The organism is Cloacibacterium caeni (genome assembly GCF_907163105.1).
Taxonomy (GTDB): domain Bacteria; phylum Bacteroidota; class Bacteroidia; order Flavobacteriales; family Weeksellaceae; genus Cloacibacterium; species Cloacibacterium caeni_A.
This window is the reverse complement of record NZ_OU015321.1, coordinates 1,044,453-1,057,954: the sequence shown is the minus strand read 5'-3', so window position 1 is coordinate 1,057,954 and position 13,502 is coordinate 1,044,453. Positions and strand designations below refer to the sequence as shown.

Annotated in this window: 13 protein-coding genes; 10 read left to right on the top strand and 3 right to left on the bottom strand. The window is 32.6% G+C overall.

Going from position 1 to position 13,502, the window contains the following annotated elements; all coding sequences use genetic code 11:
- Nucleotides 1–7: 7 nt before the first annotated feature.
- Nucleotides 8–874, top strand: a complete 867-nt coding sequence (locus tag KKQ76_RS04945; RefSeq protein WP_213196083.1) for an aldo/keto reductase — start codon at nucleotides 8–10, stop codon at nucleotides 872–874.
- Nucleotides 875–1,201: 327 nt separating this feature from the next.
- Nucleotides 1,202–1,549, top strand: a complete 348-nt coding sequence (locus KKQ76_RS04940; protein WP_069798372.1) for an RNA recognition motif domain-containing protein — start codon at nucleotides 1,202–1,204, stop codon at nucleotides 1,547–1,549.
- Nucleotides 1,550–1,621: 72 nt separating this feature from the next.
- Here the strand turns inward: KKQ76_RS04940 and KKQ76_RS04935 are convergent, their stop codons facing one another.
- The 3 genes from KKQ76_RS04935 to KKQ76_RS04925 all read right to left on the bottom strand — a co-directional run bounded on the left by KKQ76_RS04935 (nucleotide 1,622) and on the right by KKQ76_RS04925 (nucleotide 4,532).
- Complete coding sequence (locus KKQ76_RS04935) at nucleotides 1,622–3,421, bottom strand: DUF4153 domain-containing protein (protein WP_213196082.1); 1,800 nt, start codon at nucleotides 3,419–3,421, stop codon at nucleotides 1,622–1,624.
- Between the two features lie 77 nt (nucleotides 3,422–3,498).
- On the bottom strand, nucleotides 3,499–3,882 hold the full coding sequence (locus tag KKQ76_RS04930) for a BlaI/MecI/CopY family transcriptional regulator (RefSeq protein WP_213189282.1): 384 nt from the start codon (nucleotides 3,880–3,882) through the stop codon (nucleotides 3,499–3,501).
- 41 nt (nucleotides 3,883–3,923) lie between these two features.
- On the bottom strand, nucleotides 3,924–4,532 hold the full coding sequence (locus tag KKQ76_RS04925; protein WP_213196081.1) for a phosphatase PAP2 family protein: 609 nt from the start codon (nucleotides 4,530–4,532) through the stop codon (nucleotides 3,924–3,926).
- 174 nt (nucleotides 4,533–4,706) lie between these two features.
- Here KKQ76_RS04925 and pdhA point away from each other — a divergent pair, with 174 nt between their 5' ends.
- From pdhA to KKQ76_RS04885, 8 genes are all read left to right on the top strand, one after another.
- On the top strand, nucleotides 4,707–5,708 hold the full coding sequence (gene pdhA / locus KKQ76_RS04920; protein ID WP_213196080.1) for a pyruvate dehydrogenase (acetyl-transferring) E1 component subunit alpha: 1,002 nt from the start codon (nucleotides 4,707–4,709) through the stop codon (nucleotides 5,706–5,708).
- A gap of 96 nt (nucleotides 5,709–5,804) precedes the next feature.
- Complete coding sequence (locus KKQ76_RS04915) at nucleotides 5,805–7,418, top strand: pyruvate dehydrogenase complex dihydrolipoamide acetyltransferase (RefSeq protein ID WP_213196079.1); 1,614 nt, start codon at nucleotides 5,805–5,807, stop codon at nucleotides 7,416–7,418.
- Nucleotides 7,419–7,549: 131 nt separating this feature from the next.
- Nucleotides 7,550–8,215, top strand: a complete 666-nt coding sequence (locus KKQ76_RS04910; protein ID WP_069798382.1) for an ABC transporter ATP-binding protein — start codon at nucleotides 7,550–7,552, stop codon at nucleotides 8,213–8,215.
- Between the two features lie 47 nt (nucleotides 8,216–8,262).
- Nucleotides 8,263–8,940: a RadC family protein gene (radC, locus tag KKQ76_RS04905; protein WP_213196078.1), complete on the top strand. Its 678-nt coding sequence runs from the start codon at nucleotides 8,263–8,265 to the stop codon at nucleotides 8,938–8,940.
- Nucleotides 8,937–9,833, top strand: coding sequence for a hypothetical protein (locus KKQ76_RS04900; protein WP_213196077.1), 897 nt, complete (start codon nucleotides 8,937–8,939; stop codon nucleotides 9,831–9,833). The genes radC and KKQ76_RS04900 overlap by 4 nt, the downstream gene beginning before the upstream one ends.
- A 35-nt stretch (nucleotides 9,834–9,868) precedes the next feature.
- Nucleotides 9,869–10,378 (top strand): DUF7935 family protein, encoded by a 510-nt coding sequence (locus tag KKQ76_RS04895; RefSeq protein ID WP_213196076.1) that lies wholly within the window; start codon nucleotides 9,869–9,871, stop codon nucleotides 10,376–10,378.
- 29 nt (nucleotides 10,379–10,407) lie between these two features.
- Nucleotides 10,408–11,025, top strand: a complete 618-nt coding sequence (locus tag KKQ76_RS04890; protein ID WP_069798390.1) for an inorganic pyrophosphatase — start codon at nucleotides 10,408–10,410, stop codon at nucleotides 11,023–11,025.
- 178 nt (nucleotides 11,026–11,203) lie between these two features.
- Entirely contained in the window at nucleotides 11,204–13,477 is a 2,274-nt protein-coding gene (locus tag KKQ76_RS04885) for a sodium-translocating pyrophosphatase (protein ID WP_213196075.1), read from the top strand.
- Nucleotides 13,478–13,502 lie beyond the last annotated feature (25 nt).

Sequence of the window (13,502 nt, the reverse complement as noted above, 5' to 3'; positions counted from 1 at the left end):
TAAAATTATGGATTTTTCAAAAATTATCATTGGGGTAATGCGATGGGGAATTTGGGGAGCCAATCATTCTGAAAGTGGTGTGCAAAAATTAATAGAAACGTCTTTAGAAGAAGGTTTGTATACTTTTGACCATGCCGATATTTATGGTGGTTATACTACAGAAGAATTGTTCGGAAATGCTTTTTCTGAGATGAAAATTGAACGTGAAAAAATTCAGTTGATTACTAAATGTGGAATTTGTATGCCTTCTGAAAAGAAAAATTTTCCGTTGAAATACTATAATTATTCTAAAGAATATATTCTGAATCAGGTAGATGAGAGTTTAAAAAATCTAAAAACAGATTATATAGATTTGCTATTATTACACAGACCGTCTCCACTCATGAATCCTGAAGAAATAGCTGCTGCATTTGGGATTTTAAGAAGTTCTGGAAAAGTGAGAGATTTCGGGGTGAGCAATTTTTCTGTTACTCAGTTTGATTTAATTTCTAAATATTTTCCGCAATTGGTAACCAATCAAGTAGAAATTTCTTTGACGGAAACCAAAGCTTTTTACGATGGAACGATTGACCAAATGATGATGAAAAAGTTGCAACCTATGGCTTGGAGTGTGATGGGAAGTTATTTCGCAGAAGATTCTGAAAGAACAGCGAGAATAAAGTCTGTTTTGGGTGATTTGTCTAAAAAATATAATGCAGACGAAGCGCAACTTTTACTTGCGTTTCTCCTAAAACATCCTGCTAAAATTTTACCGATTATAGGAACATCTAAAGCGGAAAGCATAAAATCTCTTAGAAAATCTCTAGAAATAAATTTAACAATAGAAGATTGGTTTACTCTTTTAGAAGCCAGTTTGGGGCATAAAGTGGCGTAGAATTAGGTAGAGGTAGAGGTAAAGGTTGAGTAGTTTTTTTGAGGTTAAGTGGTGTTTTATAACGGGAGTTTGCGTGAGTGCGAAGCGATTTGTCTGAGCTCTCCCGAAAATTTATTTTCGGGAAGCGAGTGAGCGTAGAACGACCTATTTTACAGGAATTTAGGATTTGGGAAATAGGGCACGCCAAAATAAAAATTGTTTATGTCATTTATTGTTGTATCTTGCGAAAGATTTCTTATAAATGTTTTTCAAAATAATGTTCATTCGTTTTTTGTCATCTTTTATAATTCAATCATTTAGGACAATTTTAATTTAATTTTTTTAACAATGAACATTTTTGTTTCAAACATCAATTACGTAACTAAAGATTATCAGTTACAAGATTTATTTTCAGAATTTGGCGAAGTTACTTCGTGCAAAATTATTACAGACAAAGAAACAGGTAGAAGTAGAGGTTTCGGATTCGTAGAAATGAGTGATGAAGAAGGTCAACAAGCAGTTGAAGCTCTAAACGGTAAAGAATTTAACGGAAAAGAACTTAACGTTTCTGAAGCGAAACCAAGAGAAGAAAAACCAAGAAGAAGTTTCGATAACAACAGAGGTGGTGGTTACGGAAACAGAGGTGGTTACGGAAATAACAGAGGTGGAAACGATAGAGGTGGAAGCCGTTGGTAAACAATCTTTTTTCAAAGAAAAAAATGAAGCGACTCAGGAATGAGTCGCTTTTTTTATTGGTCTATTTCGAAATTATTTTTTCTTGACTAAAATGACCATGTCTCTCACAGAAATATCATCTTTTTTGTTTACTTTATTGTTGATGATTTCTGAAAAATATACTTTGAAATGATACTGGTGCAAATCAAATTCTGTAGAGATTTCTTCCAATGGAGTACTGAGTTGGTCTGCATTATCTTTTTCTAATTGTTTTTTGAGAAATGGAGTTAAATCATAAGATTGAGTAACTTTAGTAGGTGATTCTAAATCAATGATATATCCTGAGAAAATATAACTATTTCTAATTGGTTTTGTCTTTAGCTTATAATCGTTTAATTGTTCTTCATTTTGAATATCAATATTGCTAAAAACAATAAGTTTTTCGTAGTTCTGAATGTCATAATTTCTTTTGCTAGAAAACACTCCTTGATAATTATACTGATAATCTTTATTTTCTTTAGATTTAAGGGTGTTTTTGAAAGAAATTCTTATTTCTGAGTTCACCATATATCTTTCTTTTTCTAATATTTTTTTGAATTTAGAAAGATGAGTTTTTGGGATAAAATTCAGTAGAAATGCTTGTTGATTTCTTTCGTTTAGAAATTGAAATTTATTGGCAATTTCAATAGCCACTGAATCTTGAATCGCTTTTTCAAAATTAATTTTTCCTTTTTCTAAAAGTTGGTTTTTGGTTAGAATTTGTTGTAATTCTGTTTTTTGACTTCTTTTAGCGGTAGAAAAAGCATTGACATAAGGGAAAATCAATGCAAATACACCGAAGATAAACAGTGAAATCGGTACAAATTTAATGGTCGCTTTTTTGTAAAAAATAAAATAAAAAACGACTGTGGTAAGCCAAATTGCCAATAACAAAACGAAATATCTCGGTTCTGTATAACCATATTCTAAAATTCTGGTAAAAATCGCTACAAAAAGTAAAACCAATAATGGAATAAGCGTGTAATAGAAAATTTTGGAGAAAACTTTTACCCAAGATTTTGCAGATTCTTCTTTCAGTGGATGAACCAAAAGCAATGCTAATATCCCAACCACTGAATAAATCAAGATGAGATAAGAAACCCAACCTCGTGGTAATTCCCAGTTAATCAATATTTTACCTGCGTAGAAATATAAAATGGTTACATAAATTAATAATAGCGGAATAAGAACAAACTGTGTGAAAAATTTTAGGATTTGTGGGTAGCTTCCGTCTTTTTCGAGTTGAAAAATTCCTTTGTCGTTAAAAATTAGAAAAATGAAAGTGCTTCCTGAAATGGCTAAAAACAGAATGGTTTTAGGATAAAGATTATTGTTAAAATTGAAGTCAAATAATTTATCAACCGCCAAAATCGCCAAAACAACTCCCAAAACCAAAACGCCTGTGAAAACGGCAGTCAAGAAAATATTGATAAATAAATTTTTATTGAATTGCCAAAAATTAAGTTCTGGTTTTTTATTCAAAAATCCTGAAAATGAAACGAATAAGTGTGATAAAATGACCAACGCAAAAATCACAAAACCATTTACTTCTGTAAATTGCTTTTCGGAGTTTGGCAAATAAAAATAGAACCAAACGAGAAATGCAGCTCCCAAAATTTCTAAAAGAAAACCTCTACCAATTCTTTGAGAGAGCATTTTAATACCAAACATCAGCGAAATTCCCAAACATCCGGTAAAAGCCAATTTGGTTACCAAAAACTGATTGTCTTGATGGTCAATTTCTATTGCAACAACTGCAGAAATAGCTGCAATAAGCGCTGCGGTAAGAACCATTGGATATCTTAAAATAATATCGTCGGTTTTCCCCCAGATTTCCTTAAATTTTGTAATCATGATGTATGTTTTGAAGTTGGAAAAAGGGTGCTCTATTTCATAAACTTCTCACCTATAACATCCATTATCCAACAGAGTTATTTTTTCTTTTTCTTTTTCTTCTTTTTGTCTTTGTCCTTTTCTTTTTCAGGCACAGAAAGCTGAACCATTCCTTCGTTCATTAAGTCCACTAATAAAGCATTAGGATTATTATCGTAAAAATTAAGAATGAAGTTTTTTAACAGTGTTTTTTTATAATTTTCCTGAGTTACAGAGATTTCATATTTATGAATTCTTCCTTCAGAAACAGGTTTTAGATAGTTTTTGGTAACCAAATTTTTCAAAAAAGTAGAAACGGTATTTTGGTGTGGTTTTGGCTCGGGAAAAGCAAGCATAATGTCTTTAAGATAAGTAGGGCCAAGTTTCCAAATGATTTTCATGACTTGTTCTTCACCAGAAGTCAAGGATTTAAGATTTTCCATATTCTTGAAATTGAGTTATAAATGTAGTAAAAATTTTAAGATTATAGAAATGTCTGAATATTAAAGTATAAGTATGCTAAAGAAACTATAGTTCCAATAAATGCTCCCATAATGACTTCTTTTGGCGTATGTCTTTTCAGAATAATTCTAGAAATGGCTACAAATGATGTAAGAACGAACCAAATAATGCCCAAAATAGGATTCAAAGAAAAGAATAGCGCTGTTACAAAAACATTAAAAGCAGTGTGCATAGAACTTTTGATGAAAAAATTACTGATGTGCATAATCAGCATGAGAATAAACAAGAAAACAATGATAAAAAGCAAGTCTGTTCTTTGCTTTGTAAAATACAAAACCCCAGTATAAATAGCAATGACTATAAAATTAAAGAGATAAAGACTGTTTCTCTGTTTTCGGTCAGAAACATCCATGTTGGTGTAGTTTCCCTTTTTTACATTCCAGCCAATCCATGAAAAAATAGGAATAACTACTAAACCAATCATCAATAAAATATTGACTAAAGATTCTTCCCAAGTCATTTTTACGTATGCAAAAAAAACAAAGAAAATTAATAGCGAAAAAAGTGGATTGAGTAGGTTAGAAATTACTTTAGAAAGGAATACAACAGCAGAAAAATTTTTCTTAGACATGGATTTATAAATGTTTTTTCAAAAATATAATATTTAAAGAAACAAATATCATCATTATTTGTGACATAAGTTTTCTTATAAACAAAAGAATTTTACTATTTTTGCATATTATTCAGAAAAATGCTCTCAAAAGGCATTTTAAATTTTGAAAAATCAACAAATTAAAACTTATCAATGAAAGAGTTTTCTAAAGAAGTTTATTTGCAATGGTATGCAGATATGACAATGTGGAGAAGGTTTGAAGACAAATGCCGTTCTCTTTATCTAAAACAAAAAATTAGAGGTTTTTTACACTTATACAATGGCCAAGAAGCTATTCCTGCAGGATTTGTACATGCTATGGATCTTACTAAAGATGCTATGATTACAGCATACAGATGTCACGTACATCCTATGGCAATGGGAGTAGATCCTAAGAGAATTATGGCTGAATTGTGCGGTAAAGCTACAGGAACTTCTAACGGATTAGGTGGTTCTATGCACATTTTCTCAAAAGAGCATAGATTTTACGGAGGTCACGGAATTGTAGGTGGTCAGATTCCATTAGGAGCTGGTATTGCATTTGCAGATAAGTATTTTGAAAGAGGTGGAGTTACCATTTGTTATTTTGGTGATGGAGCGGTAAGACAAGGTGCTTTACACGAAACCTTTAACATGGCAATGAACTGGAAACTTCCAGTAGTTTTCGTGGTAGAAAATAACCAATATGCTATGGGAACATCAGTTTCTAGAACAGCAAACCACGAAGATATCTATAAATTAGGTTTAGGTTACGAAATGCCTTGTATGCCTGTAGATGCTATGGATCCAGAAAAAGTAGCAGAAGTAGCTTACGAAGCTGTGGAAAGAGCAAGAAGAGGAGACGGACCTACTTTCATAGAAGCTAGAACTTACAGATTCAGAGGTCACTCTATGTCAGATGCTGAACCTTATAGAACTAAAGAAGAAGTAGCTCTTAAAAAAGAAGAAGACCCAATCGTTTTAGTTAAAAACAGAATTTTAGAAAACAAATGGGCTACTGAAGAAGAATTAGAAGCTATCGAAGAAAAATCTAAAATGTTTGTAGAAGAATGTGAAGCTTTTGCAGAAGAATCTCCGTATCCAGATGCAGAAAAAGTTTATGAATATGTTTATTCTGAACCAAACTATCCATTCTTAGATAAATTAGAAAATTAATTTTAAATTCATTTGAAATTTGAAATTTGAGTTTGAAATTCTTTGAGTTTTAAATCTCGAATCTCGAATCTCGAATCTCAAATCAATATAAAAATTATGGCTGAAGTAATTACAATGCCCAGACTTTCTGATACAATGACCGAGGGAAAAGTATCAAAATGGCATAAAAAAGTAGGTGATACAGTAAAAGAAGGCGATGTTTTAGCCGAAATCGAAACAGATAAAGCCGTTCAAGATTTTGAATCAGAATTTAACGGTACTCTTTTATACATTGGTACAGAAGAAGGAAATAATTCTCCTGTAGATAGCGTTTTAGCAATTATAGGAAATGCCGGAGAAGATATTTCTGGTTTAGTTTCAGGAGGTAATTCTGCTCCTCAAACAGAAGAAAAGAAAGAAGAAGTTGCAGTTTCTGCACCAGAAGTTTCGGCTGTTTCAGCAGAGATTCCTGCAGGTGTAGAAGTAATTACTATGCCTAGACTTTCTGATACCATGACTGAAGGAAAAGTGGCTAAATGGCACAAAAATGTAGGAGATGATGTAAAAGAAGGTGATATTCTTGCAGAAATCGAAACAGATAAAGCGGTTCAAGATTTTGAATCAGAATTTAAGGGAACGCTTCTTTACCAAGGAGTTTCAGAAGGAAATGCAACAAATGTTGATGAAATTTTAGCTATTATTGGTCCTGCTGGAACAGATGTGTCTGCAATTGTTGCAGGTGGCGGAAAAGTTGCTGCTCCAGTTGCTCCAGAAGCTCCAAAAACAGAAACTGCCCCATCGGTAAATGCTACAGTTTCTACTACAACTTCTACAGGTGGAAGAATTAATATCTCTCCTTTAGCTAAAAAAATGGCTTCAGAAAAAGGAATTGATATCTCAACCGTTAAAGGAAGTGGTGACAACGGAAGAATCGTTAAAAAAGATATTGAAAATTATCAACCAAGTGCAGATCCAATTCAGCAAACTGCTGCGGTTTCTACAAGCGTAGCTTCTACTCCTGCTGCTCAAGTTGCTATGAATTTCGTTGCAGGTGAAACTACAGAAACAGTAAACTCTCAAGTAAGAAATGTAATTGCAAAAAGACTTTCTGAAAGTAAATTTACAGCACCTCACTACTATTTAATGGTAGAAATTAATATGGACAAAGCTATCGAAGCTAGAAAAGAGCTGAATAGTTTACCAGATACTAAGGTTTCTTTCAATGATATGGTAATTAAAGCTACTGCTTTAGCATTGAGAAAACACCCACAAGTAAATTCTTCTTGGGCAGGTGATAAAATCATTCACCACGGAAATATTAACGTAGGTGTAGCTGTTGCAATTCCAGATGGTTTAGTAGTTCCAGTTCTTAAAAATGCAGATTATATGAATTATAATCAAATTTCTGCATCTGTAAAAGATATGGCTTCTAGAGCGAAATCAAAAGGTCTTAAAGCGAATGAAATGGAAGGTTCTACTTTCTCTATTTCTAACCTTGGTATGTTTGGAATCGAAACATTTACTTCGATTATTAACCAACCGAATTCTTGTATCCTTTCAGTAGGTGCAATTATTGAAAAACCAGTGGTTAAAAATGGCCAAATCGTGGTAGGAAATACTATGAAACTTTCTTTAGCTTGTGACCATAGAGTAGTAGATGGCGCTACAGGTGCACAATTCTTACAGACTCTTAAAACTTATTTAGAAAGTCCGTTGACTATGTTACTGTAAAATTTTACAATTTTATATATTAAAAATCCTTTCATTTTTTTGAAAGGATTTTTTAATTGTGATTTTTAGAATATTTAAAAAATCTCATGTCTCATATCTCGTATCTCACATCTATTTACTATTTTTGAACTATGATTAAAGCGAAAAATATTCACAAATCTTACGGTGATTTAGAAGTTCTAAAAGGAGTAGACTTAGAAATAAAAACAGGAGAAATTGTTTCCATTGTTGGGGAATCAGGAGCTGGTAAATCTACTTTGCTGCACATTCTGGGAACTTTAGATTTGCCTTCTCATATAGATAAATACGGAACTGAATTAACGATTGGTGATCAATCGTTTCTAAAAATGAACGATAGAGAGATTTCTAAATTTAGAAATGAAAACATAGGATTCGTATTTCAGCATCATCAGTTATTACCAGAATTTACAGCTTTAGAAAATGTATTGATGCCAACGAGAATTTCTGGGAAAAACGAAAAAGAATCTATGGACAAAGCATTTCTTTTGTTCGAAGAATTACACATTGCACATAGAATTCAGCACAAACCAAAAGAACTTTCTGGTGGTGAAGCCCAGCGTGTAGCTGTAGCCAGAGCTTTAATCAATTCTCCGAAAATTATTTTTGCAGACGAACCCACTGGGAATTTAGATTCCAAAAATGCAGATGCGCTGCATCAACTTTTTTTTGATTTAAGAGACAGATATAATCAGACTTTTGTGATAGTAACGCACAATAAAGAACTGGCAGAAAGTACAGATAGAAAATTAGTCATGAAAGACGGATTAATTTTATAAAAAAACATGTCTTAACTCAACCTTTACCTTTACTTTTACCTTAAGAAATGTCGATAAAATTCCTTTCAGAAGATGACAGACCAAGAGAAAAATTTCTTTTGAAGGGTAAATCTGCGCTTTCAGATTCAGAATTATTGGCGATTATTTTAGGAAGCGGTAATACGGAAGAATCTGCTGTAGAACTCGCTCAGAAAATTTTGAAAAGTGTAGATAATAACTGGCAAAACCTGAGTTTACTTTCCATAAAAGATTTGATGAAATTCAAAGGAATTGGTGAAGCAAAAGCCATTTCTATTGCTACAGCGCTGGAAATTGGCAGAAGAAAAGCATCGCAAGAAATTCCAGAGAAATTGATTATCAAAAGTTCTGAACAGGCTTATAAAATACTTTTGCCACATCTTTCCGACCTCAGAACAGAAGAGTTTTGGGTAATTTTCTTGAATCAAAAAAATCAACTGATTAAAAAAACTCAAATTTCAAAAGGCGGAATTTCTGCTACTCATGTAGATGTGAGAGTGCTCTTTAAAGAAGCTTTAGAAAATTTTTCCACCAATATTATCGTGGCGCATAATCATCCTACTGGTGTTCTCACGCCTAGTGAAGCCGATATTAGAATGACTAAAAATATTCAAAATGCTGGCGAAATTTTAGATATTAAATTGCTTGACCATATCATCATTGGCGAAAATTCATTTTACAGTTTCGCAGAAGCAGGTTTATTATGATAAAGCGACTGAAATATGAAGAAATAGATTGGCAGAAATATCAAAATTGTTTAGAGCATTCTGAACAATACATTTTCTTTGCCGAGAAAAAGTATTTAGACCTTTTGCTTCATCAAAATTGGGAAATTCTTGTTGATAATGATTACGAAGCAGTAATGCCCATTCCTTTAGCGAAAAAATGGGGGTTTAACTTTGTGGTAATGCCTTTGCAAACTCAACAATTAGGGGTTTTTTCAGAAAAAGATACTCCTGAATTAAATGAATCTTTTTTAAAGTTTTTTCAACAAAATTATAAAGTGTTTTACTATGCTTTTAATGCCAAAAATGAGTTTACAACTCTTTTAAAAACTAGAAAAAACTATAAATTGTTTGCTGAAGATTACGAAAATATCAAAAAGAAATACTCTATTCACAGAAGAAGAAACGTAAGGATTACAGATGTTTTGAAGGATAAAATAACATTCACAGAAGCCGAAATTCTGAATCATTGTGAATCTTTTTTTATAGAGAATGTAATTGGTTTTCCAAATTTTTCTTTGAAAAAGCGAGCTTTTGAAAATATGAAAAACTTTTTGAGCCAAAATCTTTTAAAAGTATATGAATTGTATTTTGATGGGAAATTAGCTTCACAAGCTTATCTAATAGAATCCGAAAAAGAAGATTTTTTGGTCAATTTTATTAATGATAAGAAATTTTCTAAGTATAATTTGTCGTCTATTATTCTTGACCAAATTTTCAGAAAAAATATCGAAAAAAAGGATTTTAACTTTCATGGAAGTAATATTTCTGAAATTGCAGAATTTTATAGGCGTTTTGGCGCGACAGAAGAAAATTACGCTTTCGTAGAAAACTCTAAGATTCAGTTGCTTATATCGTATTTTATTAGACAATAATTATTCCTATCTTTGCACCCTCAATTTTTCGTAAAATGAATTTTGAAAACATGCTTCCTTATGCTTTTGCATTAATCATTGCGCTCCCAATAATTTTTTTATTGAGACAATTTGTTTTTACTTATATTAATATGAAAAACAAGGAGTTAAAGCTTTTAGCGGTAAAGGCAAATGGAGATTTGAAAATGCAAGCCTACGAAAGAATGACGCTTTTTTTAGAAAGAATAAAACCATCGAATTTGGTCAATAAGTTTGATAAAGACTTAGCGATTCATGAGTTTATTTATCTTTTAGAAAAGAATATTACAGAAGAATTTGAGTATAACAGTTCTCAGCAATTGTATATTTCTAGAAATTCTTGGGAGAATGTTGTTGCATCTAAGAATAATGTTATTCAGTTGATGAGAAAAACTTACGAAAGTCTTAGTAATACTGCAAGTTTACAAGATTTCAAAACCATATTTTTAATGAATTATGTAAATGGCGAAGATTTTATAGCAAACACTATAGAAGATTTAAGAAAAGATGCCATTTTATTATCTTAACTTTGTAAAAATTAGAAACAAGTATAATTATGATTCCAAATTTTAAAGCACATCCATGGCATGGAGTTTCTGCAGGAGATGATGCTCCAAATGTGGTAACTACTTTCATAGAAATAGTTCCAGCAGATACAATTAAGTATGAAGTAGACAAAAAAAGTGGATATTTAAAAGTAGACAGACCACAGAAATTTTCGAATATTATTCCAGCATTGTACGGTTTTATTCCTAGAACGTATTGCCACGAAGAAGTTAAAAAATTAGCGATTAGAGAAGGAGCAGTAGATGTTTCAGAAGGTGACCACGATCCATTGGATATTTTGGTGTTAAGTTCACATAATATTCATTCTGGTGGTTTATTGATGGATGCGATTCCAGTTGGCGGTTTTAAAATGATTGACAAAGGTGAAGCAGATGATAAAATCGTAGCAGTAATGGTAGGAGATCAAGTGTATGGTCACATCAGAGATATTTCTGAATTGCCACAAGCTGAAGTTTTCAGACTAAAACATTACTTCTTAACTTATAAAAATCTTCCTTATGAAGAAGCAACTTGTAGAATAGAAGAAATATACGGAGCTGAACATGCTAAAGAAGTAATTGTAGCTTCACAAAAAGACTATTCTGACAAATTTGGGGGAATTATGTAAAAACCGAAATTTGAGTAAATTTACAAAATCTAGCGAATATTCGCTAGATTTTTTTGTTTTATTTTCACTACTTTACGATATAAATCATCACTTAAAAAATCTTAAATCTAAATTTGTTTTTTGTGTTATTGTTTTTACTATATTAGTCCCATCAATTGTTAACAAAAATTAATATTCTATGAATTTACTATTTTATTTGGTACCTCTTTTTGGTGTCATAGCCTTACTTTACACCTTCGTTCAAAGTTCTTGGGTAAGTAAGCAACCAGCAGGTAATGACAGAATGAAAACCATTAGTGGTCATATTGCAGATGGAGCGATGGCTTTTCTAAAAGCTGAATATCGTATCCTTACTTATTTTGTAATTGTGGTAGGTATATTATTGGGAATTATGGGATTTAGCAATGCTAATTCTCATTGGAGTATAGGAGTAGCATTTGCTGTAGGAGCTGTTTTTTCGGCTACAGCAGGTTATATAGGAATGAAAATCGCAACTAAATCAAATGTAAGAACAGCAGAAGCTGCTAAAACTTCATTAGCTCAAGCGCTTAAAGTTTCTTTTACTGGAGGTTCTGTAATGGGAATGGGAGTTGCAGGTCTTGCTGTTTTAGGCTTAGGTTCTTTATTCTTAATTATTAAACAAATTTTTGCGCCAGAAGCCAGTGTAGATTCTCACGAAATGGAAAGAGCCATCGAAATATTGACTGGTTTTTCTTTGGGAGCAGAATCTATTGCTTTGTTTGCAAGAGTTGGTGGTGGTATTTATACCAAAGCAGCAGATGTAGGTGCAGATTTAGTAGGGAAAGTAGAAGCAGGTATTCCTGAAGACGATCCTAGAAATCCAGCTACGATTGCGGATAATGTAGGCGATAATGTGGGAGATGTTGCAGGAATGGGAGCAGATTTATTTGGCTCTTATGTGGCTACTGTTTTAGCAACGATGGTTTTGGGTAGAGAAACTTTATCAGTAGATAATTATGGAGGTTTTGCGCCAATTCTTTTACCAATGCTTATTGCAGGAACTGGAATTGTATTTTCAATTATAGGAACTTTCTTTGTTAAAATTTCTGACAAAACAGAAGATACCACTGCTAAAGTTCAAAAAGCATTAAACATGGGGAACTGGGGAAGTATTATTCTTACTGCAGTTGCTTCTTATTTTTTAGTGAATTTCATTCTTCCTGAAAATATGTCTTTAAGAGGTTTTGAGTTTACCAGAATGGGTGTTTTTGGAGCAATTATGGTAGGTTTAGTAGTGGGAACATTGATGTCTATTATTACTGAATATTACACAGCAATGGGAAAAAGACCTGTAACAAGTATTGTAAAACAATCTTCTACAGGACATGCAACTAACATTATTGGCGGACTTTCTGTAGGAATGGAATCTACTTTATTACCTATGATTGTACTTTCTGCGGGAATTTGGGGTTCTTATCTTTGTGCAGGTTTATATGGAGTAGCCATTGCTGCTGCTGGAATGATGGCAACTACTGCTATGCAATTAGCGATTGATGCTTTTGGACCGATTGCGGATAATGCAGGTGGAATTGCAGAAATGAGTGATTTGCCAAAAAGTGTAAGAGAAAAAACAGATATTTTAGATGCTGTAGGAAACACTACTGCAGCTACTGGAAAAGGATTTGCAATTGCTTCAGCAGCACTTACAGCTTTAGCACTATTTGCAGCATTTGTAGGAATTGCAGGAATTGATGGTATTGATATTTATAAAGCAGATGTTTTATCGGGGCTTTTTATTGGGGCAATGATTCCGTTTATTTTCTCATCATTAGCGATTAATGCAGTAGGAAAAGCTGCTATGGCAATGGTAGAAGAAGTAAGAAGACAGTTCAGAGAAATTCCAGGAATTTTAGAAGGAACTGGACAACCAGAATATGATAAATGTGTTGCTATTTCTACGGATGCTTCTATCAAAAAAATGTTATTACCAGGTTCTATCGCTATTGTTACACCATTATTAGTTGGTTTTATTTGGGGGCCTGAAGTTTTAGGAGGGTTTTTAGCAGGAGCTACTGCAAGTGGTGTCTTACTGGGAATGTTCCAGAATAACGCAGGAGGAGCTTGGGATAATGCGAAAAAATCTTTTGAAAAAGGAGTGGATGTAAATGGTGAAACATATTATAAAGGTTCTGAAATGCACAAAGCTTCAGTAACTGGAGATACAGTAGGAGATCCGTTCAAAGATACTTCTGGACCTTCAATGAATATTTTGATTAAGTTAATGTCTATTGTTTCATTGGTTATTGCTCCTACACTAGCTTCTATGTTTGCCGAAAAAATAGAAAAAGACAGACAACATAAAATAGAAACCATGATTTCTGCCTCACAAAAGAAATCTGTTTCTATGACTAATTGTAATACAGAATGTATGAAAGAATGTTCCGCTCAAGGAAAAAATTGTGAAACCGAACATTTTCAATGTTGTAAATAAAAATCTAACCGTCGTATTTTTTACG